Source organism: Chromobacterium sp. Beijing, from assembly GCF_021496765.1.
Taxonomy (GTDB): domain Bacteria; phylum Pseudomonadota; class Gammaproteobacteria; order Burkholderiales; family Chromobacteriaceae; genus Chromobacterium.
In genome coordinates this window covers 269,141-292,403 of the sequence record NZ_CP053750.1, presented here as the reverse complement: position 1 = coordinate 292,403, position 23,263 = coordinate 269,141, and the positions used below count along the sequence as shown (strand labels likewise).

Sequence of the window (23,263 nt, the reverse complement as noted above, 5' to 3'; positions counted from 1 at the left end):
CCAACAGCGCGGGAAGGGACGACGGACGCGAATCAGAAGCCCTCAGTCACGACACTGCTTCAGATAGCGGTAAAGCGTGGGCTCGGAAATCTCCAGCGCCTGCGCAGCCTTGCCGACGAATCCGCGGACGGAAAACAAGCCGCGCTGATTCAATTCCCGGATCGCCTCCAATTTTTCATCGCCGGACAAGCGCGCCGGATCGATCGCGTATTGCTCCAACACGCTTTGCATGATGCCCACGCCCACATCGTCGATACCCTGCGACAGCGTTTCCTGGTGCGGATCGTGAGACAGTTCCGCCGGCAGCAGCGCCTGCACCGCCTCCAGCGCGCGCTTGTAGCGGCTGTCGTCGGAGTTGACGCAAAGCATGGCCTGCGCGCGGCCGGCGTCGTCCTTGATCACCAAGGTGGACGAGCGCAGCGATACGCCGCTCCTGGTCTTGCTGCGGTAGTTCAGCCGGTAATCCTCGCCGCCCTTGCCGGAACACTCCCGCGCCATGCTCAAGGCGAGATCGGTGGCCGGCGCGCCGACGCTGCGGCCGGACACATGCCCGTTGCGGATGATTTTGAGCGAAGCGCTGGGATTGGACAGATCGTGCACCGCCACCTCGCTGTCCGGTCCCAACAGGGCGGATACGAAGTCGGCGAGCACTTCGGCGTCTAGATGCAGTTTCATGGCGATGACAAAAAAATTATCACGGCGAGATTCTATGCATCAGATTTCACCCATGTCATGCGCAACCACGAGCGCATTTGACGCGCGTCAAATTCGGCAAAACCGCCAGATCCCACCCTGGTGGCGCCCAATGAAAAAACCCGCCGGCGCGGCGGGTTGCAGAATTCGGGTCAGATCTTCGAGCGCTCGCTTCACAAGGCCTCGTCGGCCAGCAAGCGCCTGGCGAACACCTCCACCGGCGTGTCCGGAATGAAGTCCAAACTCACCCTCCCCTCCACCGCGAAACCCAGTTTGCCCAGCACGCGCGCGGACCCGGCGTTGTCGGGGTGCACCAGGCCCACCAGCCTATCCAGCGCGTAGACGTCCCGCGCCAGACGCAGACAGGCGCGGCCGGACTCGGTGGCGAGGCCCAGGCCCCAGTACTCGGGCAGAAAGCGATAGCCCAGCTCCACCGCGTCCACCGCCGCCATGTATTTCAGGCCGCTGAAGCCGATCACCTCGCCGCTGTCCTTCCACACGCAGGCCACTCGGCCGAAACCGTGTTTTTCGTAGTCCGCCAGCGGGCCGTCGCGCATCGCTTGCAAAGCCTGTTCGCGCGAGCCGAAGGGCGTATTGCCCACATAGCGGATGGCCTCGGCCACGGTGCCGAGCCGGTAAAAAGCGTCCAGGTCGTTTTCGTCGAAGGGCCGCAGAATCAGGCGGCCGGTATCCATGGCTTGCATTGTTTATCCCCTTTATTCCCCGTCTCATGACGATGGAAACAATTTGCCAGCAATCCCCCGTCCTCGCCAGATTTTTTGCGCCGCAACAAATCCGCGCGGCAGCCGCGCCCGGCGGATCAACTGATATACTGTCGCTTTGATTTTCCCCGCCGCAGAACCCCGCCATGAACGATCTGTTTGCCAATGAACCGAAAAAACCGCTGGCTGAAGCGCTGCGTCCCGGCCGCCTCGACGAGGTGATCGGCCAGCGGCACCTGATCGGCCCCGGCAAGCCGCTGCGGCTGGCGGTGGAAGCGAGCACCCCGCACTCGATGATTCTGTGGGGCCCGCCCGGCGTAGGCAAAACCACGCTGGCGCGCATACTCGCCGCCAGCTTCGACGCTGAATTCATCCCGCTGTCGGCGGTGTTCTCCGGCGTCAAGGACATCCGCGAGGCGGTGGAGCGCGCGCACGCCGCGCTGCAGCGCTCCGGCCGCCACACCATCTTGTTCGTCGACGAGGTGCACCGCTTCAACAAGAGCCAGCAGGACGCCTTCCTGCCCTTCGTCGAATCCGGCCTGCTGACCTTCATCGGCGCCACGACGGAAAACCCCTCTTTCGAGGTCAATTCCGCGCTCTTGTCCCGCGCCCAGGTCTATGTGCTCAACAGCCTGGACGAAGAAGAGCTGCGCCAATTGTTCGAACGCGCCGCCGCCAACGGTGCGCTGGAGGGGCTGAGCTTCGACGACGCCGCCATCGACACCCTGACCGGCTACGCCGACGGCGACGCCCGCCGCTTCCTCAACCTGCTGGAACAGACCCGCACCGCCGCCTACGCGCGCAAGACCGGTCAGATAGACCGCGACTTCCTGTCCGAGGTGCTGACCGTCAACGCGCGCCGCTTCGACAAGGGCGGCGACGATTTCTACGACCAGATCTCCGCGCTGCACAAATCGGTGCGCGGCTCCAATCCGGACGCGGCGCTGTACTGGCTGACGCGGATGCTGGACGGCGGCGCCGACGCGCGCTATCTGGCGCGCCGGCTGGTGCGCATGGCCTGGGAGGACATCGGTCTGGCCGATCCGCGCGCGATGCAGATCGCCAACGACGCCGCCGCCACCTACGAGCGCCTGGGCAGCCCGGAAGGCGAACTTGCGCTGGCTCAAGCCGCGCTGTATTTGGCCGTGGCCGCCAAGAGCAACGCCGGCTACAAGGCGTATAATGAGGCCCGCGCCTTCATCAAGCAGGACAAATCCCGGCCGGTGCCGGTACACTTGCGCAATGCGCCCACTCGGCTGATGAAGGAGTTGGGCTACGGCCACGAATACCGTTACGCCCATGACGAACCCCATGCCTACGCCGCCGGCGAGACCTATCTGCCGGAAGGATTGGAGGACATGCGCTGGTATCAGCCGACTCCGCGCGGACTGGAAAGCAAAATAAGGGACAAGCTGGATTTCCTGCGTCAGCTCGACGACGACGCCCGGCAAGACTCCGAATAAGTGAAAGAAACAGGACCAACCTAACCATGCTCGACATCAATCTGCTTCGCAACGACATCGAAGCCGTCGCCGCCCGTCTGGCCGGCCGCGGCTACACCCTGGACACCGCAGCCTTCAACCAGCTGGAGTCCGAACGCAAATCCCTGCAAACCCGCATGCAGGAACTGCAAGCCAAGCGCAACGCCTCCTCCAAGCAGATCGGCGTGGCCAAGGGCAAGGGCGAAGACGTGTCAGCCATCCTGGCCGAAGTGGCGACGCTGGGCGACGAATTGAAAGCCGCCGAACAAGGTTTCGACGCGGTGCAAAAACAGCTGGACGCCTGGCTGATGTCCATCCCCAACCTGCCGCACGAATCGGTGCCGGCGGGCAAGGACGAAAACGACAATGTGGAAGTGCGCCGCGTGGGCGCGCCGCGCCAGTTCGACTTCGAAGTGAAAGACCACGTCGACGTGGGCGCGCCGCTGGGCCTGGATTTCGACACCGGCGCCAAGCTGTCCGGCGCGCGCTTCACCGTGCTCAAGGGCGACATCGCCCGGCTGCACCGCGCCATCGCCCAGTTCATGCTGAACACCCATACCGGCGATCACGGCTACGTCGAGCACTACACCCCCTACATCGTCAACGACAGCGCGCTGCTGGGCACCGGCCAACTGCCCAAGTTCGCCGAAGACATGTTCAAGGTGACCAAGGGCGGCGAAGAAGGCAATGTGGACCAGTACCTGATCTCCACCTCGGAAATCACCCTGACCAACACCGTCAGCAACAGCATCCTCAAGGCCGAGGAGCTGCCGCTGAAACTGACCGCGCACTCGCCCTGCTTCCGTTCGGAAGCCGGCAGCTACGGCCGCGACACCCGCGGCATGATCCGCCAGCACCAGTTCGACAAGGTGGAGATGGTGCGCATCGAGAAGCCGGAAGACTCCTACGCCGCGCTGGAAGACATGGTCGGCCACGCCGAGAACATCCTCAAGGCGCTGGAACTGCCCTACCGCGTGATCACGCTGTGCACCGGCGACATGGGCTTCGGCGCCGCCAAGACTTACGATCTGGAAGTCTGGCTGCCGGCGCAGAACACCTATCGCGAAATCTCCAGCTGCTCCAACTGCGAGGCCTTCCAGTCCCGCCGCATGATGGCGCGCTACAAGGACGAAAACGGCAAGAACCAGCTGGTGCACACGCTGAACGGCTCCGGCCTGGCGGTGGGGCGCACCCTGGTGGCGGTGCTGGAAAACTACCAGAACGCCGACGGCAGCGTGACCATTCCGGCCGTGCTGCGGCCTTACTTCGGCGGCCGCGACAAGATCGGCGGCTAAGCCCCGGTTGACCCTCCGCCGCAGGAAGACAACGGCGCCCGCCATGGGCGCCGTTTTTCATGCCCGCGCCGCCAACAACGCCTCGAACTCGGCTCGCGGCAGCGGCTTGCTGAACAGATAACCCTGGCCCAAACGGCAGCCCTGCTGCAACAAGAAGTCCCGCTGCGATTCCAGCTCCACCCCCTCGGCCACCAACTCCAGGCCCAGGCTGCGACCGATGGAAATGATGGCGCGGGTGATGGCGGCGTCGTCGCCGTCATGGTGCAAGTCCATGATGAAGGAGCGGTCTATCTTCAAGCCCTTGACCGGCAGCCGCTTCAAATAGGACAGCGAGGAATAGCCGGTGCCAAAATCGTCGATGGACAGATAGACGCCCAGCTCGCGCAGCCGCTGCAAGGCTTCCACCATGCCGCAGTCCTCGTCCATCGCCACGCTCTCGGTGATTTCCAGCTCCAGTTCGCCGCTATCCAGGCCATGCCGGCGCAGCGTGTGCGCCACCGTGTCGGCGAAGCTGCCGTACTTGAGCTGGCGGCCGGACACATTGACCGCGATCCGCCCCGGGGTCAGGCCCTGTCTCCGCCACAGCGCCCAGTCCCGGCAAGCGGTGTCCAGCACCCATTCGCCCATCGGCACCATCAGCGAGCCGTCCTCGGCGATGGGGATGAACTTGGCCGGCGCCATCAGGCCCAGCTCAGGATGACGCCAACGCAGCAAGGCCTCGGCCCCCACCACCCGCCGCGTGGCCAACTCCACCTTGGGCTGATACCACACCTCCAGCTCCTCTTGGGCCAAGGCGCGGTGCAGGCTGTACTCCAGCTTCAGCCTCTCCATCGCCCGCGCGTTCATGTCCGAGGTGTAGAACTGGAAATTGTTCTTGCCGCGCTCCTTGGCCTGGTACATCGCCGAGTCCGCGTTCACCAACAGGGCGTCCGCGCTGACCCCGTCCTCCGGATACATGCTGATGCCTATGCTGGCCGAGATGAACAGTTCGTGGCCGGTCAGGCCGGACTGCTCAGTGACGCCGTCCAGCAGTTGCTGCGCCAGCGCCGCCACCTGGGTAACCCGTTCCACCGTCGGCAGCAAGAGGATGAACTCGTCGCCGGACAGCCTGGCCACGGTGGAGTGCGGCGGCGCGTGCTGCAACAGCACCGAGGCGATGCGCACCAGCAATTCGTCGCCGGCGTGATGGCCCAGGGTGTCGTTGACCAGCTTGAAGCGGTCCAGATCGACGAACAACAAGGCGAACTGGACCTGGGTCGGCGGCGCCCGCTCTATCGCCTCCTGCAAGCGCTCCAGAAACAGCGTCCGGTTCGGCAAGCCGGTCAGCGCGTCGTGATTGGCCAGAAAATGCAGCCGCTCCTCGGACTGCTTGCGCTGGGTGATGTCGGAGAACACCGCCACGTAATGCAGGCATTCGCCGTCCGCGTCGCGGATGGCGGTAATGCTCAGATGCTCGGTGTACAGCAAGCCGCCCTTGCGGCGGTTGACCACCTCGCCTTGCCAGACCCCGCTCTCTTTCAGGCTTTGCCACAGCTTCTGGTAGAAATCCGCCGGCTGTCGGCCGGACTTGAGCAAGGCGGGCGTGCGGCCCAGCGCCTCCTGGCTGCTATAGCCGGTGATGCGGCTGAACGCCGGGTTCACCATCTGGATCACCCCGTTGCCGTCGGTGATCAGAATGCCTTCCAGCGTCGATTCGAACACCTTGTCCGCCAGCAACAAGCTGCGCCGCGAATGCAGCAGCGCGTCGTCGCGCTCGCGCAAGGCGGAGTGCAATTCCTGCAGAAACTCCTGCTCCACCATCTGGATGATGTCGCGAAAACCCAGCAGCTGCAGCAGAACGCCGTCGGCGTCGTACACCGCCAGATGACGGATCTTGTGCTGCAGGATCAACTGCCTGGCCTGCAACAGGCTGCTGCCGTCGCGCACGCCCAACAGCGGCCAGGAGCAGGCTTCGGCCAAGGTCGCCGGCGCGCGCCCCTCGGCCAGCAGCCGCAATAGGTCGCGCAGGGTCAGGATGCCGTAGTCGCCGTTGTCGAAGCGCACCGCCAAGGCGGTGGCGCCCTGCAGCCGCATCAGGGCCAGCGCTTGCTCCGGCGAGTCCGCCGCCCCCAGCTGGCACAAGGGCGCCGCGCGGTCCGCCACCACCCGCCGCACGCCCAGAAAGGATTCGCTGCCCTGACTCAATACGATATCGGTCAGCGACACCACGCCGCACGGCTTGCCGGCCTGTTCCACCAGCGCATGCCGGATGCCGCGCTCGCGGAATAGCGCCACCGCCTCGCTCACCGGCAGATCGTGCGGCAGCACCACCAAGGGCGCGCTCATCGCGCCGCCCACCGGCCGCATGCCGGCCGCGCCGTCCAGCCGGTCTAGCGCCAGCGCGTCGGCCTCGGTCCAAATCCCCAGCGGCCGTCCCGCTTCGTCCTGCACCACGATGGAGCCGCAGCCCGCCAGCAGCATGCGCCGCGCCGCTTCCGCCAGCGGCGTATCCGCCGCGCACGCCAGGATGTCAGGGCTAGAGATTTCTTTTATACACTGTTTTAAGTAATACATTAACAATCCAAGCCGGGCTGTTCACGTAAAAATTCCAAATGGCATTATAACGATGCAAACCGCCGTCATGTAGTCGGATTGCAACAGCCCCGCCCCGCAGCGGCGTCGAGACCCGAGATCTCCGCTCCGCTCCCGCCCCGCCCTCCCGCAGCGCATTCCCTTTGCATTCAGTAAATCGTCAAATACTCATATACATGATCTAGGACAAAGCGCGAGACCGGGGAGCGCTGCTAGGCTGGCAACAGAATCGGCGAATTTAAATTCGCCAAGGAAATGACAAAGGTATTGCGCATCGCAGCAAACCCTCTAAGAGCCTGTTGACGATCCCTCAAGCCGGAGCGGGACCAGGCGTTGCGGCGGAGACAGCGGAATGCATGCTTAGCACATCGGCATTCCCAACGCAGCACTCACCGCGCAGCGGATCGTGAACGGCCTCTCGGACTGGCGGCATTGCGCATGACCTGCCCTACCACCCACACAGCGACACAAGCACCATGAGCCAACAACGCATCCACCTATCGGTTCAGGGCCGGGTTCAAGGCGTCGGCTTCCGTCCCTTCATCTGGCGCACAGCCAGCGAATGCGGCCTCACCGGCTTTGTCCGCAACAGCGGCGAAGGCGTGACGCTGGAACTGCAGGGCGAACCGCAGGCGCTGAGCGCCTTCCGGCAAGCGCTGCGAACCCGGCTGCCGCCGCTGGCGCACATCGACGCGCTGCAAGAACGCGACATCCCGCTGCGCGACGCCGAACAACGCTTTCAAATAGAAGAAAGCAGCGGCGCGGTCACCCACGCCCGGCTGCCGGCCGACGTGGCCACCTGTCCGCGCTGCGTGGAGGAGTTGTTCACCCCCGGCGACCGCCGCTACCGCTTTCCCTTCATCAACTGCACCGATTGCGGGCCGCGCTACACCGTCACCCACCGGCTGCCTTACGACCGCGCCAACACCAGCATGCTGGCCTTTCCGCTGTGCCCGGTCTGCCGCCAGGAATACCTGGACCCGAACAGCCGCCGCTTTCACGCCGAGCCCACCGCCTGCCCGGTGTGCGGCCCCAAGCTGCAACTGACCGACCGCTTCGGCCAAAGCCTGAACGGCGACCCCATCGTCGGCGCGGTGCAAATCCTCAATATGGGCCGCAGCATCGCGATGAAAGGCCTGGGCGGCTTCCATCTGGTCTGCGACGCGGCCAGCCCGGCGGCGGTATCGCGGCTGCGCCAACTCAAGCATCGCCCCGGCAAGCCGCTGGCCATCATGGCCTTGAACGTGGAATCCATCCGCGCGCTCTGCCACGTCAGCGAGGAAGAAGCCGCCTGGCTGCAGCGCCCGGAACGCCCCATCGTGCTGTTGAACAAGAAGCCCGAAGCCGACCAGCTGCTGCCGGACATCGCCCCCGGCCTGTCCGCGCTGGGCGTGATGCTGCCCTACACCCCGCTGCAATGGCTGCTGTTCCACGAAGCGCTGGGCCGCCCGGGCGGCGCCAGCTGGCTGCGCCAGCCCTGCTCGCGGCTGTGGGTGATGAGCAGCGCCAATCTGTCCGGCGAGCCCATCGTCACCGGCAACCAGGAAGCGCGCGAACGGCTGAACCAGGTCGCCGACGTCTTCCTGCTGCACAACCGCGCCATCGTCACCCGTTGCGACGACAGCGTGGTGTCGCTGGAACGGCGGCGGCCGCTGCTGTTCCGCCGCGCGCGCGGCTTCGTGCCGGACCCGGTGCCGCTGGCGCTGGACGGCCCGCCGGTGCTGGCGCTGGGCGCCTATATGAAGGCCACCGCCACCGTGCTGCGCGGCAAGGACGCCTTCGTGTCGCAATACATCGGCGCGCTCAACCATCCGCTGACCTGCGAAGCGCTGCAGCAGGCGGCCGACCATCTGCTCGACCTCACCGGCGTCGCCCCGCAGGCGGTGGCCTGCGATCTGGAAACCGGCACCTATTCCAGCCTGTTGGCCGAACACCTGTCCAAGCAATGGGAGGTGCCGCTGATCCGGGTCCAGCACCATCACGCCCACCTGGGCGCGGTGCTGGCCGAACACGGCGTGACCGAGCCGGCGCTGGGCCTGGCGCTGGACGGCTATGGCCTAGGCCACAACAACGGCGCCTGGGGCGGTGAAATGATGCTGGTGGACGGCGACAGCTGCGAGCGCATCGGCCACATCTCGCCGCTGCCGCTGCCCGGCGTGGGACGCAGCCGGCTGCCGCCGTGGAAGCTGGCCGTGGCCTTGTGGCAAACCCTGGAACTGGGACCGCTGCCGCCGCGGCTGGCGGCCCAGCCCGGCGCCCAGCAATTGGAGAAGCAGCTCGCCATCCGCCGCGATTGCCAGGACAGCACCAGTCTGGGCCGCTGGTTCGGCGCCATCGCCGGCCTGACCCGCCAATGCGGGGTGGAAACCTTCGAAAGCGAAGCCGCGCAAAGACTGGAGGCTCAGGCCGGACCGGCCGAGCCGCTGGCCGGCGGCTGGCGCACCCGCGCCAATCTGCTGGACCTGACGCCGCTGGCGCGCCATCTTTGCGGGCTGGACGACGACCAGGCCATCGCCAGCCTGTGGCACGCCACGCTGGCCGCCGCGCTGGCGGACTGGGCGATCAAGGCGGCGCGCACCACCGGCACCCGCATCGTGGCGCTGGCCGGCGGCTGCTGCGGCAATCGCCAGTTGATGGCGCAACTGCTGCCGCTGCTGGAGCAGGCCGGCCTGCGTCCACTGACCGCGGAGCAGCTGCCGCCCAACGACGGCGGCCTGAGCCTGGGCCAGGCCTGGGTGGCGCGCCAGCGCCTGCTGCGCCGGAGCTGAAATGAAAACGGCGCGTCGCCAGAAAGCGACGCGCCGCGTGGATCGGCTCTTGTCGGCGAATCAGGACGACAGGCGCTCGCCCCACAGATCATGCTCGCTGCAATCGACGATCTTCACCGAATAGAACTCGCCCGCGCGCATGCCGGCGGCGTCCTCGACGAACACCAGGCCGTCGATCTCCGGCGCGTCCGCGTAGCTGCGGCAAATCGCCGTGCCTTCGTCGTCGATCTCGTCCACCAGCACCTGCATGGTCTGGCCGACGCGGCGCTCCAGGCGACGCGCGCTGATCTCTTCCTGCACCGCCATGAAACGCTCTTTGCGCGCCTCCTTCACCGCTTCCGGCAGCGGGTTCGGCAAATCGTTGGCCGTGGCGCCTTCCACCGGCGAATAGGTGAAACAGCCTACGCGGTCCAGTTCCGCCTCGCGGATAAAGCTCAGCAACTCTTCGAAGTCTTCTTCGGTCTCGCCGGGGAAACCGACGATGAAGGTGGAGCGGATCACCAGTTCCGGACAGATCTCGCGCCATTTCTTGATACGCGCCAGCACATTGTCGCTATTGGCCGGACGCTTCATCAGCTTCAGCACCTTCTGGCTGGCGTGCTGGAACGGGATATCCAGATAAGGCAGGATCTTGCCGTCGCGCATCAGCGGAATCACCTCGTCCACATGCGGATACGGATAGACGTAATGCAGACGCACCCAAATGCCGTGGCGGCCCAGTTCCTCGCACAGCTCGGTCATCCGGGTCTTCACCGGACGGCCGTTGTGGAAACCCAGCTTGTACTTGGTGTCCACGCCGTAGGCCGAGGTGTCCTGCGAGATCACCAGGATTTCCTTGACCCCGGCCTTGGCCAGGTTCTCCGCCTCACGCAGCACATCGTGAATCGGCCGGCTTTCCAGATCGCCGCGCATGGACGGGATGATGCAGAAGGTGCAGCGATGGTTGCAGCCTTCGGAAATCTTCAGATAGGCGTAATGCTTGGGCGTCAGCCGCACGCCGATGTCCGGCACCAGATCGACGAAGGGATCGTGAGGCTTGGGCAGATGCGCGTGCACCGCGCTCATCACCTCGTCGGTGGCGTGCGGGCCGGTCACGGCCAAGACCGACGGATGCGCGTCGCGCACCACATCGCCCTTGGCCCCCAGACAGCCGGTGACGATGACCTTGCCGTTCTCGTTCAGGGCTTCGCCGATCGCGTCCAGGGACTCGGCCACGGCGGAATCGATGAAGCCGCAGGTGTTGACCACCACCAGGTCGGCGCCGGCGTAACTGCCGGAAATATCGTAGCCTTCGGCGCGAAGGCGGGTCAGGATCTGCTCGGAGTCGCTGGAGGCTTTGGGACAGCCCAGCGACACGAAGCCGATGCTTGGAATCTTGTCTGCCATGATGATGGCCTTGCTGAAGAAAAACGCGAGAGTATACAACGATTTGACAGGCGATGCGCAGCGTTCGGAGGGGTTTGCGCCGCGGGCTCGCCGATTCGTTTTCACCCCGCCGGCGCAGGGCCGGATGCGGACGCCGCCGAGCGACGCTCTCCTTTCAGACCTCACTTGATAGTAAAATCCGACGCCTCCATATAGGCCTGAGAGCCGGTTCAAAGTCTCGCGAGCTGGGGCGAGACAAGGCGACAACGGCTGTAAAGCGGAATGTGGCAGTGATGCATGAGCATTTCGAAGCCGGTTTCAACGCCCTGGTCTAAAATCCCGCCGCCGCGCCGCAGACTTTGAACAGCTTCTGAGCCGTCAACCCCTCACACGATACCGATATGAAAACTCTCGTTTCACGCATGGAGTCCCTGATTTTCGCCAGCCGCTGGCTGCAGGCTCCGCTCTATCTTGGCCTCATCGTCGCCCAGGGGGTGTACGTCTATAAGTTTCTGCTCGAACTGATCCACTTGGTCGCCGACGCCTCCAGCATGACGGAAACCCAGATCATGCTGATCGTGCTGGGCCTGATCGACGTGGTGATGATCGCCAATCTGCTGATCATGGTGGTGGTGGGCGGCTACGAAACCTTCGTCTCCAAGATCGACAGTCTGAACAGCCACGAGGACCGGCCGGAATGGCTGTCCCATGTCAACGCCGGCGTGCTGAAGACCAAGCTGTCGCTGGCGCTGATCAGCATCTCCTCCATCCATCTGCTGAAAACCTTCATCAGCGCGTCCAATCTGGGCAGCCCCGGCAATCCGCTCACCGAGCAGGGCGTGATGTGGCAGGTGGTGATCCATTGCACCTTCCTGCTGTCCGCGCTGGTGATGGCCTGGACCGACAAGCTGATGCAAAGCAAGCACTGAGCGCAGGCGCCCGCAGAGGCCTTGGCTAAGGCATGCGCTCGGCGCAATAGAAAGCGCCGGGCACCGGACACCCCGCCTCCTCCCGCAACATCATGTCCCGGCGCTCCCGCAACGCCAACCCGCACGCCGCCAGCAGCCCCTCCACCCAGTCCGGATCGTGCAGATAGCGCCCGCAGGGCTGCAGCCGGTGACCGCCCGGCAGAGCCCGCGGCGCGCGCTCTATGCTGAACAGCAGCAAGCCGCCCGGTTTGAGCGCGCGCGCCATCCAGTTCAGGGCCGGCTCCAGATCGCCAAAATAGCTGAGGGTGTCCAGGCAGCAGATCAGATCGACCGGCAATGGAGCCGTCGCCAGGAATTCGATGATGTCGCCCTGGGTCAAGACGTCGTACACGCCCTTGTCCGCGGCGCGCGCCAGCATTTCGCCGCTGAGATCCACCCCCTGCAAGCGGCGCGCATACGGCCGCAAGACCCCGCCGGCCAGGCCGGTGCCGCAGCCCAGATCCAGCGCGTCCAGAGCGGCCGGCGGCGGCGCCAATCGTTCCAGACATTGCGCCAGCCACTGCGGCCCCTGGTAATGCAGGTTGGTCAGGGTGGCGTCAAACGCCTCGGCGTTGGCGTCGAAAGTCCGCCGGATGAATTCCGGGCTGCACTGCGGCGGCGGCTCCGCGCCGCCGCAGGCGGCCAACAGATGCAAGGCCACCGGATCGTCCGGCGCTTGCGCCAGCCAGTCATGCAACAAGGCCAGGGCCGCGTCGCGCTGATCCAGCTCGCAATGCGCCTCGATGCGCGCGATCGGCCCATGCGCGGCCGGCTGGGCCACGATGCCCAACGCATTGTGGCGCCGCGCCTCGGCATGGCGCTCCTGTCGCAAACACAGGCCGGCCAGCAGGAAGTGCGCGTCGGCGCAGCCGGCGTCCGCGCTCAGCGCTTGCCGGCACGCCTGTTCCGCAGCGGCGAAATCGCCGTCCTGCTCGCAGGCGGCGGCCAGATTGGTCCAATACATGGGCTGGCCGCCGTCCAGCTCCGCGGCCGCGGCGAAAGCTCGCCGCGCGTCGCCCGAACGGCCCTGGCACGCCTGCGCCATGCCCAGGCTGAAATGCCAGTCCGCATGACCCGCCTCCGCGGCGATCGCCTCGCTCAGCCAGACTTCGGCCTCGGCCGGGCGCTGCGTCTGCAGCAAGAGGAAAGCCAGAAAGGATTTGGCCGCGGCGCACGCGGGCCAATCGCGCAGGCAGGCGCGATAAGCCCGCTCCGCCTCGGCCCAGTCGCCGTCCAGATGGCTGCGCTGCGCCGCGCGCAGGCAGGCGCTCAGCGCTTCGGCGGACATGGCGCGGCGCCTTGCCGGCCTGGCCGGCTAGAGTCGTCAATGGGAAATGGGGAAAATCGAAACACGGCGGACGCCGTGCAAGAGTAGCGGGCGCCGCTAACGGCGCCCGGCATCCAACATGCGGGAATCGGCATGGCAAGCCCTCCGGGGGCAAGCGGCGGATGGAAACGGACAGGCGGCCGTTCCAGCCGGCCGCCTGCGCCTTAGAGTCTGTTTGCGATCTGCTGCGCTGCGCGCGATACGGCGTTGAAAACGCCTTGTCTCGCAGGCTCGCGAGATCGTACATGCTTTAGGACGGGTCCTTGTCGTCCTCGCCCTGCTTGTAAGCCGGGAAGGCGAAACCGCCGAACAGTTGCTTGGTCTGTTCCTGCATCCGGTTCTGCATGTCCAGGAACATGCTGGTGCTCTGTTCCATGTAGTTGGCCATCATGTTCTGCACCGCCGGCCCCTGAAATTTCATGAACTCGCCCCACAGATTGGCGTTCAACATGGTGTTGTCGCCGTAAATCGCGCGGGTTTGTTCCTGCATTTTCTGCTGCAGCTGGGCGAACAGTTGCAGATTGTTCTCCAGGAAGGGCCCCATCATGCCCTGCATGGCCTGGCCGTAGGAGCGGATGAACTGGGTCAGCACCTCGTAGCTGAACATCGGCATGCCGCCGTTCTCCTCCTCCAGGATGATCTGCAACAGCACACTGCGGGTGATGTCCTCTTGGCTCTTGGCGTCGACGACTTGAATATCCACATTATCAAGCACCAATTGCTTCACATCCCCAAGGTGATGTAGGAACTGGTGGCGGTATCGTACAGCCGGCGGTTCGGGTACTTTTTGATGACCCGCTTTTCAACACTCATGTAACGCTCCCGGTTTATTTTGGTACGGTGTGCCGTGTGCCGGCAATTTATCATAAATACAACACGCTAGAGTAAATCTTCAGTCAGTGCTCCCAATTTTGCTGCAATGCATGATACATTTACTCGTCATTGTGCAGTGCAAAATTTTTGATTCAGACTATCTCCTTTTAAGGTCTCACCCCACAGCGGAGGAATACATTATGTCCATCAGCAATGAGCAACTGAACAAGCTGTCCCTGAACGGTCTGGAAACCATTTTCCGCTTTTCGCAAATCACTCTGGATAGCGCTGAGCGCCTGGTCAAGCTGAACCTGGAGATCTCCAAGCAGTCGCTGGAAGAAAACGTCAAAATCGCCAAGCAGCTGAGCGGCGTGACCGACCCGCAAGAAGCGGTTAGCCACCTGAACAAGCTGGCCACCCAGAACATCGACACCGCTCTGGCCAATTCCCGCAATCTGTACGACATCGTTTCCTCCGCTCAAAGCGAACTGACCAAGCTGGCCGAAGAAAACCTGGGCAGCTTCAACAAGTCGCTGATCGGCGCGATCGAATCCGCAGCCAAAAACGCTCCGGCCGGCTCCGACGCCGCGCTGAACGCGGTGAAAAGCTCGGTAGCCGCCGCCGCCGCCGCGGTCAACACCTTCAGCAAAGCCGCCCAGCAAGTGGTGGAGTTCACCGACAGCAGCGTCAAGGCCGCCACCAGCGCCACCGCCGACGCGGTGAAGACCGCCAGCAAGCGCGCGCCCACCGCTTAAGTCCAGTTTCAGGCTAAAGCGCAACCCCGTCCAGCCGACGGGGTTTTTCTTTGCCTTGCGCCTGAGGATGGCATGTGAGCGGCGACAGGTTTACAATCTCCGCCTTAAGCACGTTTCGGGAAACCAATAGGTTCAGCGCATGAAAATCAGCAGCAATTTTGACGCCGGCAGCATCGAGATCGTCTCCGCCGACAACTACGAAGACATCCAACTGCGCATCCGCCGCGACAATGCGGCCGATTTCGCCCAGTGGTTCTACTTCCGCGTGCAAGGCGCCGCTTATCAGCACTGCACCTTCAATTTCCTGAACGCCGGCGAAAGCGCCTATCCGGACGGCTGGGTCGACTACCAGGCGGTAGCCTCCTACGACCGCATCAACTGGTTCCGCGTGCCCACCCACTACGAAAACGGCGTGATGACGATAGATCACGTGCCGCTGTCCGGCAGCATCTACTACGCCTATTTCGAACCCTATTCCTACGACCAGCATCTGAACCTGATCGGTCAGGCGCAGGGCTCCGGCCTGTGCCAGGTCAGCGACCTGGGCTTTACCGTGCAGCAGCGCGACATCAATCTGCTGACCATAGGCCACGAGGTGGAATCGGATCTCAAGATCTGGATCATCGCCCGTCAGCATCCGGGCGAAACCATGGCCGAATGGTTCATCGAAGGCCTGCTCAACCGCCTGCTGGACCCGCAGGACCCCACCAGCCGCGCGCTGCTGGACCGCGCCACTTTCTACGTGGTGCCCAATATGAACCCGGACGGCTCGGTGCTGGGCAATCTGCGCACCAACGCCGCCGGCGCCAACCTGAACCGCGAATGGGCGGCCCCCAGCGCGGAGACCAGCCCGGAAGTGCTGGCGGTGCGCAACAAGATGCAGGAAACCGGCGTGGACCTGTTCCTGGACATCCACGGCGACGAGAACATTCCCTATGTGTTCCTGGCCGGCACCGAAGGCGTGCCGTCGTGGAACGAGCGCCTGGAAACCCTGGCCGATCAGTTCCGCCACCACCTGCTGCTGGCCAGCCCGGACTACCAGACCGAACACGGCTACCCGCGCAACGCCCCGGGCAAGGCCAATATGACCATCGCCACCAACTGGGTGTGCGAACACTTCGGCTGTCTCGCCTTCACGCTGGAGATGCCGTTCAAGGACAACGCTAATCTGCCGGACGACGACTTCGGCTGGAGCGGCCAGCGCAGCCTGCGCCTGGGCGAGGCGGCCTTGTCGCCCATCTATGCGATTGCGCAGAACCTGCGCGCCTGAGAACCAATCAGGCTGAAACCAAAAAAGCCACGGAGAACCGTGGCTTTTTTCATTTCCATTGCCGCTTAAACGTGATCCAGCAATTGCAGCGGATGATCGATGGCGATGTCGGCGCCCCATTCCGCCGGCCGGTCGCTGTCGGCGATGTAACCCCAGTTGGCCAACACCGTCTTCATGCCCACGCTGCGGCCGGCGGCGATGTCGCGCTCGGCGTCGCCCACGTACAGGCAATGCTCGGGCGCGATGCCGATCCGCTCGGCGGCGAAGCGCATCGGCCGCGGATCCGGTTTGGGCACGCCCACGGTGTCGCCGCTGACCGTCACCGCCGGCGCCGCGATGAAAGGCAGCGAAGGCACCAGACGGTCGGTGAAGCGCATCGGCTTATTGGTGATGATGCCCCACAGCAAGCCCTTGTCCATCAAGCCCTGGATCAGGCCGTTGACGCCGTCGAACAGGACGGTCTCGTCGGCGAAGCTGTGCTCGTAGTGATCCAGAAAGCGCAAGCGATATTCCTCGAAACGCGGGTGCTCGCGGTCGATGCCGAAGCCCAGGCTGACCAGCCCGCGCGCGCCGTGGCTGGCGATGGGACGCACCGCCGCGTACGGCTGCGGCGGCAGCCCTCCTCGGCCAGCAAACGGTTGAGCGCGGCGCCCAAATCGCGCGCGGTGTCGGCCAAGGTGCCGTCCAGATCGAATAGAACTGCCTTGATCATGATTCGCTTCAAAGAAGGAGCGCGGCGTCAGGCTGCCGACCACGAGCAGCCCGCCGGCCCGGTTCAACGTATGGTCTTGCCCAGGAACAGCTTGTAGGCCGGGTTCTGGGTTTCCTCGACATAGGGATAGCCCAGATTGTCGAGGAAGCGCTGGAACTCCGCGTCGTCGCTGGCCGGCACCTGTATGCCCACCAGCACGCGGCCGTAATCGGCGCCGTGATTGCGATAATGGAACAGGCTGATGTTCCAGTCCACGCTCATCGCCTCCAGGAAACGCATCAGCGCGCCCGGGCGGTCCGGAAACTCGAAGCGCAGCACTCGCTCGTCCTTGAGCTGCGGCGCGTGACCGCCCACCAGATGACGGATGTGCAGCTTGGCCAATTCGTTGTCGGTCAGATCGATGCTGTCCAGCTCATGCGCGTTCAGGCTGGAGAGTATGTTCTCCAGGTCCTGTTTGCCGCTGATCTGCACGCCGACGAAGACATGGGCGGTGCCGGGATCGGCGAAGCGGTAATTGAACTCGGTGATGTTGCGGCCGCCGATCACGGTACAGAAGCGCTTGAAGCTGCCCGGCTTTTCCGGAATGGTCACCGCGATGACGGCCTCGCGCCGCTCGCCCAGTTCGGAACGCTCGGACACATGACGCAGGCGGTCGAAATTCATATTGGCGCCGCAGGAAATCGCCACCAGGGTCTGGTCCACGCAGCCTTCGCGCTCCACGTAAGCCTTGGCGCCGGCCACCGCCAAGGCGCCCGCCGGCTCCACGATGGAGCGGGTGTCTTCGAAGATGTCCTTGATCGCCGCGCAGATGGCGTCGGTGTCCACCAGGATGATCTCGTCCAGCAGCTCGCGGCAAATGCGGAAAGTCTCCTCCCCACCAGCTTGACCGCCACCCCGTCGGCGAACAGACCCACGTCCTTCAACTCCACGCGCTCGCCCTTGGCGATGGATTGGCGCATGGCGTCGGAATCCACCGGCTGCACGCCTATCACCTTGATCTCCGGCTTCAGCCGCTTGATGAAGCTGGAGATGCCGGCGGCCAGGCCGCCGCCGCCGATGGCGACGAAGACGGCGTTCAAGCCGTCCGGGTGCTGGCGCAGAATCTCCATGCCTATGGTGCCCTGGCCGGCGATCACGTCCGGGTCGTCGAACGGCGGAATATAAGTCATGCCGTTTTGCGCGGCCAATTCAGTTGCGTGGTGGAAGGCTTCGTTGAAGGAATCGCCATGCAGCACCACCTGGCCGCCGTATTGCTTGACCGCGTCTATCTTGATCTGCGGCGTGGTCACCGGCATCACGATGGTGGCCGCGCAGCCCAGCCGGCTGGCGGACAAGGCCACGCCCTGCGCGTGGTTGCCGGCGCTGGCGGTGATCACGCCGCGCGCGCGCTGTTCCGCGCTGAGCTTGGCCATCTTGTTGTAAGCGCCGCGCAGCTTGAAGGAGAACACCGGCTGCAGATCCTCGCGCTTGAGCAGAATCGTGTTGCGATAGCGGCGCGACAGATTGGGCGCCAGCTCCAGCGGCGTTTCGATGGCGACGTCGTAAACCCGCGACGTCAGGATGCGTTCCAGATAGTCTTGCTTCTCTTGCATGGCAAAGCCTTTGTCCCGATCATTATTTTGCTTGAACTGCCAGAGTAGCAGGAACTCCAAGCAGACGGGAAGCCTTGATAATATTGGATTGTTGCATTGCGGTATCGCAACGGCTCCGCCCGCCCCGCCCGCAGAAAATCCCCACTTCGCGGCAACCGGACGGCAATCCGCGTGTATAATCAACGGCTACTATTTGGACCTCAACCCCCAGCGTTGCCCATAGGAACAATGAAAACATTCACCAGCATTCTCACGGCAGCGGCGATCGCGCTGCCGTCCGTCTCTTTCGCCTCCGCCGCCTTTCTGCCGCCCGCGCCCGAAATCGCCGGCAAGGCTTATTACCTGACCGACTTCAACAGCGGGCAAGTGCTGGCCGAGCGCGACCCGGACTCCCGCGTGGAGCCGGCCTCGCTGACCAAGCTGATGACCGCCTACCTCACCTTCAAAGCGCTGAAGGAAAAACGGCTGACTCTGGAACAGACGCTGACGGTGTCGCAAAAAGGCTGGAAAACCGAAGGCTCACGCATGTTCCTGGATCCCAAGGTGCCGGCCAAGGTCGACGACCTGATCAAGGGCATGATCGTGCAATCCGGCAACGACGCCTGCGTGACGCTGGCTGAAGCCATCGCCGGCAGCGAGGAAGTCTTCGCCCAGGTGATGACCCAGCAAGCGCAGAAACTGGGCATGAAGAACACCCAGTTCCGCAACGCCACCGGCCTGCCCAATCCCGAGCACTACACCACCGTGCACGATCTGGGCATCCTGGCCGGCGCGCTGATCCGCGACTTCCCGGAGTTCTACCCGATCTACTCGATCAAGTCCTTCACCTACAACAACATCAAGCAGCCCAACCGCAACCTGCTGCTCTACCGCGACCCCAACGTCGACGGCATGAAGACCGGCTACACCGACAGCGCCGGCTACAATATGATCACCACCAGCCACCGCGACGGCCGTCGCGTGATTTCGGTGGTGGTGGGCACCGCCAGCCCGGAGGCGCGCGCGGTGGAAAGCTCCAAGCTGCTCAACTACGGCTTGCAGTTTTACGATACGCCCAAACTGTATAGCGGCGCCAAGCCGGTGTCCGAGCTGCCCATCTACAAGGGCGCGGCCAAAACCGTGTCCGTCGGCTTCGCCAGCGACGTCTACGCCACCGTGGCCAAGGGCCAGGCCGCCAAGCTCAAGGCCGACCTGACCACCATGCAACCCTTGATCGCCCCGGTCAAAGCCGGCCAAGTAGTGGGCAAGCTGGTGGTGTCGCTGGACGGCAAGCCGCTGTTCGAGCGCCCGGTGGTGGCCTTGAAGGCGGTGGAAGAAGGCGGCTTCTTCAGCCGGCTGTGGGACAGCATCAAGCTGATGCTGGGCTGGAAATAAACGGCGTCCGCCGTTAATCGCTGCGCCGGGCATCGCCCGGACGCCGCGGCTGTATTATGATGTGACGTTTTAGTAATAAAGACGACCGTAAAATGTATTGGCGCGGGCGGCCCGGTTTGCAGTACAACTGGCTGCTGCGCCTTTGCCCGTTTCGGGTTCGGCGTCTTTAGAACCTGTTTACGATCTGCTGCGCGTCGGCGATACCGCGTTGAAAACCGCTTCGAAATGCTCATGTACCGTGTGTACACTCCGCTTTCTCAACTGTTTTCGCCTTGTCTCGCTCTTGCTCGCGCAATCGTAAACACGTTCTTAGCGGATTTGATTGCATATGTCTGAAAAACAGGAACTCATGGAATTCCCCTGTCGCTTCCCCATCAAGGTGATGGGCGAGCGTCACGAGGATTTCGTCCTCACCATCACCGAGGTCGTCCGCGTCAACGCGCCCGACCTGGCCGATCACGACGTGACGCTGCGCGAAAGCGCCAACGGCCGCTTTTACGCGCTGACCGTCACCGTCACCGCCACCTCGCGTCAACAGCTGGACAACATCTATCTGTCGCTGACCGGCCATCCGATGGTGAAAATGGTGCTTTAAGCGCCTGGAGATTGCCGTGTCGCGCATCGTCAAACATCTGGGCCGGGTGGATTACGAACCAACCTGGCGCGCCATGCAGGCGTTCACCGACGCCCGCAACGCCGACACCCCCGATGAACTGTGGGTGGTCGAACATCCGCCCGTCTACACCCAGGGCCTGGCCGGCAAGCCGGAGCACCTGCTGCACGCCACCGCCATTCCGGTGGTGAAAACCGACCGCGGCGGCCAGATCACCTATCACGGGCCGGGCCAGTTGGTGGTTTATTTGCTAGTGGATTTCAAGCGCATGGGCATAGGCGTGCGCGAGCTGGTGCGCCGCATCGAACAGGCGGTGATAGACACGCTGGCGGAGCTGGGCATACACGGCAACGGCGATGTGGACGCGCCCGGCGTTTACGTGGCCGGCGCCAAGATCGCCTCGCTGGGCCTGCGCATCAAGAACCACGCGGTCTACCATGGCCTCAGCTTCAATGTGGACATGGACCTGGCGCCTTTCGATTCCATCAATCCTTGCGGTTACGCCAACCTCAAGGTGACCGACCTGAAACAACTGGGAGTGGAGCTGAGCCTTGCCGCCGCCGCCGATACGCTGCTGCCGCATCTGGAGCGCCTCCTGAACAGCACCAAGGAACTGACATGAAGCCGGAAAACCAGGCTGGGGTCAAACACAAGGGCGCGGCCAAAACCGCCCGCATCCCCATCAAGATCGTCCCGCTGGACGAAAAACTGAAAAAACCGGAATGGATCCGCGCCAAGCTGCCCAACGGCCAGCGCTTCCACGAGATCAAGCAGATTCTGCGCGAACAAAAGCTGCACACGGTGTGCGAGGAAGCCACCTGCCCGAACATCGGCGAATGTTTCAGCAAAGGCACCGCCACCTTCATGATCATGGGCGATATCTGCACCCGCCGCTGCCCGTTCTGCGACGTGGGCCACGGCCGCCCCAATCCGCTGGATCCGGACGAACCGCGCCACCTGGCGGAAAGCGTGGCCGCGATGAAGCTGAAGTACGTGGTGGTGACCTCGGTGGACCGCGACGATCTGCGCGACGGCGGCGCCCAGCACTTCGCCGACTGCATCAACTCGGTGCGTGAAATGTCGCCCAACACCCAGATCGAAACCCTGGTGCCGGACTTCCGCGGCCGCCTGGACGTGGCCGTCGACATCCTGAGCCAGACCCCGCCGGACGTGATGAACCACAATCTGGAAACCGTGCCGCGGCTGTACAAGCAGGCGCGCCCGGGCTCGGATTACGCGCACTCGCTGCAATTGCTGAAGGACTACAAGGCCAAGAACCCCGACGTCCGCACCAAGTCCGGCCTGATGGTGGGCCTGGGCGAGACTGACGAAGAGATCCTGGAAGTGATGCGCGATCTGCGCGCCCACAATGTGGACATGCTGACCATAGGCCAGTATCTGCAGCCGTCCGACGGCCACCTGCCGGTACTGCGCTATGTGCACCCGGACGTGTTCAAGATGTTCGAGAAAAAAGCCTATGAAATGGGCTTCGTCCATGCCGCCGTGGGCGCGATGGTGCGCTCCAGCTACCACGCCGACGTGCAGGCGCACGAGGCCGGTGTGTAAGCCATTCACATGCCAGATCGAAGGGAGCCTAAGGGCTCCCTTTTTCATTGCCCATGCCTTTGGTACAGGCATGCGGCGGCGGCGGATCGTCTATACAAGGACATGCGCCCGCCATAGCGTCCGCGCACGTTTCATCCCGCAAACCGCGCGGTCGCGCCAGCGCCCGCCTGCCGATGGAGCCGCGCCATGTCCGCCAGCCCTTTCTTCCGCCTGCTGCCTATGCTGCCGCTGCTGCTGGCCGCCTGCGCCAACGCCCCGGACACGCCATTCGCCGATTTCGACAACGCCGCCCGCAGCGTCACGCAAAGCTCCGCCGGCACCTTTGCGCGCATCCAGCAGAATGCGCGGCTCAACGCGGTGCTCACCGCGCCCAACGCGCCGCTGCGCGCGGACACCTTCCGCCCGCAAGCCGGCAACGGCGCCAGCTACGATCTTGCCCCCGCTCTGGCGCAGTTGCAGGCGACGTTGGACGCGCTGGAAAAATACGCCAGAACTCTGCGCAGCCTGGCTGGAGACCGGGAGGCCGAGGCCCGGGTCGACGCCGCCGCCCAGGACTTGGCCGACAGCGTTCAGGATCTCAAACTGCGCGGCGGCGACGAGGCCGCCGCCAAGATTCTGGCCACCGCGGCCGATGCGCTGGGCCGCCAGCTCACCACCGCGCAACGCAAGAACGCGCTGCGCGACACCATGGCCACCGCCCAGCCCGGACTGGACCGGCTGGCCGTCAGCAGCCACCGCGTCTTGAGCGCGCTGCCCGGCTATCTGAGCGTGCTCAGGGACAGCCTGCTGCGTCACGCCAATTTCAGCCGACCGCCCTACGGCAGCTGGGAGCGCTACCAGTTCGACCTCGCCATCTCCGACCGGCTACGCGAATTCGAGCAGATCGAGGCCGCGCTGCAAGCCAGCGACAAAGCGATTCAGGGCTTTCCCGACACCAACCGCCAGTTGCTGCAAAGCTTGGACGCGCCCCAGTCCAAGCTGCAAGCGCTGCGCGACTTCGCCGCCGAAGCCAGGCGGCTGCGCAATTTTTATCGCGACCTGCCCGCCAAATAAAGGAGGCAGCATATGGACAGCCACCGAGTCACCGAGCTTGTCAGCGGCCTGGCATCCCGCATCAACAATCTGGCCGTCGCCAGCCTGGGCGCGGACAGCCGCGCCTTGCTGGCGCAACAGGATGAATTGGCCAACCAGACCCTGGCGCTGATCGCGCGGGATCTGAACGCCGACACCGACGACTTCCGCAACGCGATCGCCGCGCTGCAAGCGGCGACCGAGGCGGCCGATCACGCCGGGCGGCAGCTGCAACGCGTGGGCGACGCCATCAAGCTGACCGCCAAAGCCATCGGCGCGGTGGCCAAGCTGCTGGCCTGAACGGCGG

General features: G+C 64.1%; 18 protein-coding genes and 3 pseudogenes. 12 read left to right on the top strand and 9 right to left on the bottom strand.

From position 1 onward, the window contains the following. Positions 1 to 42: 42 nt before the first annotated feature. Both HQN78_RS01370 and HQN78_RS01365 read right to left on the bottom strand, forming a co-directional pair. Positions 43 to 675: a transcriptional regulator gene (locus HQN78_RS01370; protein WP_235087437.1), complete on the bottom strand. Its 633-nt coding sequence runs from the start codon at positions 673 to 675 to the stop codon at positions 43 to 45. A gap of 191 nt (positions 676 to 866) precedes the next feature. Beyond that, a complete protein-coding gene (locus HQN78_RS01365) occupies positions 867 to 1,397 on the bottom strand; it encodes a GNAT family N-acetyltransferase (RefSeq protein ID WP_107798638.1) in 531 nt (176 codons plus the stop codon). Between the two features lie 164 nt (positions 1,398 to 1,561). Here HQN78_RS01365 and HQN78_RS01360 point away from each other — a divergent pair, with 164 nt between their 5' ends. Both HQN78_RS01360 and serS read left to right on the top strand, forming a co-directional pair. Further along, positions 1,562 to 2,878, top strand: coding sequence for a replication-associated recombination protein A (locus HQN78_RS01360; RefSeq protein WP_227104292.1), 1,317 nt, complete (start codon positions 1,562 to 1,564; stop codon positions 2,876 to 2,878). Between the two features lie 26 nt (positions 2,879 to 2,904). After that, positions 2,905 to 4,191 (top strand): serine--tRNA ligase, encoded by a 1,287-nt coding sequence (gene serS, locus HQN78_RS01355; RefSeq protein ID WP_107798636.1) that lies wholly within the window; start codon positions 2,905 to 2,907, stop codon positions 4,189 to 4,191. 57 nt (positions 4,192 to 4,248) lie between these two features. On the opposite strand, the gene HQN78_RS01350 is transcribed toward serS, so the two are convergent. Then, positions 4,249 to 6,744 (bottom strand): EAL domain-containing protein, encoded by a 2,496-nt coding sequence (locus tag HQN78_RS01350; RefSeq protein ID WP_227104294.1) that lies wholly within the window; start codon positions 6,742 to 6,744, stop codon positions 4,249 to 4,251. A gap of 494 nt (positions 6,745 to 7,238) precedes the next feature. On the opposite strand from HQN78_RS01350, the gene hypF reads away from it, so the two are divergent. Beyond that, positions 7,239 to 9,530 (top strand): carbamoyltransferase HypF, encoded by a 2,292-nt coding sequence (gene hypF, locus HQN78_RS01345; RefSeq protein WP_107798635.1) that lies wholly within the window; start codon positions 7,239 to 7,241, stop codon positions 9,528 to 9,530. Between the two features lie 60 nt (positions 9,531 to 9,590). Here the strand turns inward: hypF and rimO are convergent, their stop codons facing one another. After that, the gene (gene rimO, locus HQN78_RS01340; RefSeq protein WP_235087434.1) at positions 9,591 to 10,916 is read right to left on the bottom strand and encodes a 30S ribosomal protein S12 methylthiotransferase RimO; all 1,326 of its coding nucleotides are present in this window, start codon (positions 10,914 to 10,916) and stop codon (positions 9,591 to 9,593) included. A gap of 380 nt (positions 10,917 to 11,296) precedes the next feature. Between rimO and HQN78_RS01335 the strand changes: the two genes are divergently transcribed. Further along, positions 11,297 to 11,824 (top strand): TIGR00645 family protein, encoded by a 528-nt coding sequence (locus HQN78_RS01335; protein ID WP_107798634.1) that lies wholly within the window; start codon positions 11,297 to 11,299, stop codon positions 11,822 to 11,824. A 25-nt stretch (positions 11,825 to 11,849) separates the two neighbouring features. Here the strand turns inward: HQN78_RS01335 and HQN78_RS01330 are convergent, their stop codons facing one another. The 3 genes and pseudogenes from HQN78_RS01330 to HQN78_RS01320 all read right to left on the bottom strand — a co-directional run. Then, entirely contained in the window at positions 11,850 to 13,151 is a 1,302-nt protein-coding gene (locus tag HQN78_RS01330; RefSeq protein ID WP_235087431.1) for a tetratricopeptide repeat protein, read from the bottom strand. A gap of 289 nt (positions 13,152 to 13,440) precedes the next feature. Further along, positions 13,441 to 13,734, bottom strand: coding sequence for a PHB accumulation regulatory domain-containing protein (locus HQN78_RS25750; protein ID WP_370646598.1), 294 nt, complete (start codon positions 13,732 to 13,734; stop codon positions 13,441 to 13,443). After that, a pseudogene (locus tag HQN78_RS01320) lies at positions 13,732 to 13,925 on the bottom strand (polyhydroxyalkanoate synthesis regulator DNA-binding domain-containing protein); the annotation flags it as partial. The pseudogene HQN78_RS01320 and the gene HQN78_RS25750, both read right to left, overlap by 3 nt. Before the next feature lie 278 nt (positions 13,926 to 14,203). Here HQN78_RS01320 and HQN78_RS01315 point away from each other — a divergent pair. Together HQN78_RS01315 and HQN78_RS01310 are read left to right on the top strand one after the other, a co-directional pair. Continuing rightward, positions 14,204 to 14,758 (top strand): phasin family protein, encoded by a 555-nt coding sequence (locus tag HQN78_RS01315; protein ID WP_019101299.1) that lies wholly within the window; start codon positions 14,204 to 14,206, stop codon positions 14,756 to 14,758. A 139-nt stretch (positions 14,759 to 14,897) separates the two neighbouring features. Continuing rightward, the gene (locus HQN78_RS01310) at positions 14,898 to 16,028 is read left to right on the top strand and encodes a M14-type cytosolic carboxypeptidase (RefSeq protein ID WP_235087429.1); all 1,131 of its coding nucleotides are present in this window, start codon (positions 14,898 to 14,900) and stop codon (positions 16,026 to 16,028) included. A 65-nt stretch (positions 16,029 to 16,093) separates the two neighbouring features. On the opposite strand, the pseudogene HQN78_RS01305 reads toward HQN78_RS01310, so the two are convergent. After that, positions 16,094 to 16,740, bottom strand: a pseudogene (locus HQN78_RS01305) (HAD family hydrolase). A gap of 63 nt (positions 16,741 to 16,803) precedes the next feature. Then, positions 16,804 to 18,332 (bottom strand): annotated as a pseudogene (ilvA, locus tag HQN78_RS01300) (threonine ammonia-lyase, biosynthetic). Positions 18,333 to 18,560: 228 nt separating this feature from the next. On the opposite strand from ilvA, the gene HQN78_RS01295 reads away from it, so the two are divergent. The 6 genes from HQN78_RS01295 to HQN78_RS01270 all read left to right on the top strand — a co-directional run bounded on the left by HQN78_RS01295 (position 18,561) and on the right by HQN78_RS01270 (position 23,256). After that, complete coding sequence (locus tag HQN78_RS01295; protein ID WP_107798629.1) at positions 18,561 to 19,706, top strand: D-alanyl-D-alanine carboxypeptidase family protein; 1,146 nt, start codon at positions 18,561 to 18,563, stop codon at positions 19,704 to 19,706. A gap of 349 nt (positions 19,707 to 20,055) precedes the next feature. Beyond that, positions 20,056 to 20,301 carry a YbeD family protein gene (locus HQN78_RS01290; protein WP_370445189.1) on the top strand — a complete coding sequence of 82 codons (246 nt, stop codon included), beginning with the start codon at positions 20,056 to 20,058 and terminating at the stop codon, positions 20,299 to 20,301. Between the two features lie 16 nt (positions 20,302 to 20,317). Continuing rightward, positions 20,318 to 20,941 carry a lipoyl(octanoyl) transferase LipB gene (gene lipB, locus HQN78_RS01285; RefSeq protein WP_107798627.1) on the top strand — a complete coding sequence of 208 codons (624 nt, stop codon included), beginning with the start codon at positions 20,318 to 20,320 and terminating at the stop codon, positions 20,939 to 20,941. Continuing rightward, positions 20,938 to 21,885: a lipoyl synthase gene (gene lipA / locus HQN78_RS01280; RefSeq protein WP_166452149.1), complete on the top strand. Its 948-nt coding sequence runs from the start codon at positions 20,938 to 20,940 to the stop codon at positions 21,883 to 21,885. Before lipB ends, lipA begins: the two co-directional genes overlap by 4 nt. Before the next feature lie 186 nt (positions 21,886 to 22,071). Next, a complete protein-coding gene (locus HQN78_RS01275) occupies positions 22,072 to 22,938 on the top strand; it encodes a hypothetical protein (protein WP_235087427.1) in 867 nt (288 codons plus the stop codon). 12 nt (positions 22,939 to 22,950) lie between these two features. Then, positions 22,951 to 23,256 carry a hypothetical protein gene (locus tag HQN78_RS01270; RefSeq protein WP_227104308.1) on the top strand — a complete coding sequence of 102 codons (306 nt, stop codon included), beginning with the start codon at positions 22,951 to 22,953 and terminating at the stop codon, positions 23,254 to 23,256. The last annotated feature ends 7 nt before the right edge of the window (positions 23,257 to 23,263 follow it).

Bases quoted from the DNA above. Each gene is read 5' to 3' on its own strand.
- HQN78_RS01315 (WP_019101299.1), top strand. From the start codon at position 14,204: ATGTCCATCAGCAATGAGCAACTGAACAAGCTGTCCCTGAACGGTCTG.
- HQN78_RS01365 (WP_107798638.1), bottom strand. From the start codon at position 1,397: ATGCAAGCCATGGATACCGGCCGCCTGATTCTGCGGCCCTTCGACGAA.
- HQN78_RS01275 (WP_235087427.1), top strand. From the start codon at position 22,072: ATGTCCGCCAGCCCTTTCTTCCGCCTGCTGCCTATGCTGCCGCTGCTG.
- HQN78_RS01330 (WP_235087431.1), bottom strand. From the start codon at position 13,151: ATGTCCGCCGAAGCGCTGAGCGCCTGCCTGCGCGCGGCGCAGCGCAGC.
- HQN78_RS01350 (WP_227104294.1), bottom strand. From the start codon at position 6,744: ATGTATTACTTAAAACAGTGTATAAAAGAAATCTCTAGCCCTGACATC.
- serS (WP_107798636.1), top strand. From the start codon at position 2,905: ATGCTCGACATCAATCTGCTTCGCAACGACATCGAAGCCGTCGCCGCC.
- HQN78_RS01335 (WP_107798634.1), top strand. From the start codon at position 11,297: ATGAAAACTCTCGTTTCACGCATGGAGTCCCTGATTTTCGCCAGCCGC.
- hypF (WP_107798635.1), top strand. From the start codon at position 7,239: ATGAGCCAACAACGCATCCACCTATCGGTTCAGGGCCGGGTTCAAGGC.
- HQN78_RS01290 (WP_370445189.1), top strand. From the start codon at position 20,056: ATGGAATTCCCCTGTCGCTTCCCCATCAAGGTGATGGGCGAGCGTCAC.
- HQN78_RS01295 (WP_107798629.1), top strand. From the start codon at position 18,561: ATGAAAACATTCACCAGCATTCTCACGGCAGCGGCGATCGCGCTGCCG.
- HQN78_RS01370 (WP_235087437.1), bottom strand. From the start codon at position 675: ATGAAACTGCATCTAGACGCCGAAGTGCTCGCCGACTTCGTATCCGCC.
- HQN78_RS01360 (WP_227104292.1), top strand. From the start codon at position 1,562: ATGAACGATCTGTTTGCCAATGAACCGAAAAAACCGCTGGCTGAAGCG.
- rimO (WP_235087434.1), bottom strand. From the start codon at position 10,916: ATGGCAGACAAGATTCCAAGCATCGGCTTCGTGTCGCTGGGCTGTCCC.
- HQN78_RS01310 (WP_235087429.1), top strand. From the start codon at position 14,898: ATGAAAATCAGCAGCAATTTTGACGCCGGCAGCATCGAGATCGTCTCC.
- HQN78_RS25750 (WP_370646598.1), bottom strand. From the start codon at position 13,734: ATGGGGCCCTTCCTGGAGAACAATCTGCAACTGTTCGCCCAGCTGCAG.
- lipA (WP_166452149.1), top strand. From the start codon at position 20,938: ATGAAGCCGGAAAACCAGGCTGGGGTCAAACACAAGGGCGCGGCCAAA.
- HQN78_RS01270 (WP_227104308.1), top strand. From the start codon at position 22,951: ATGGACAGCCACCGAGTCACCGAGCTTGTCAGCGGCCTGGCATCCCGC.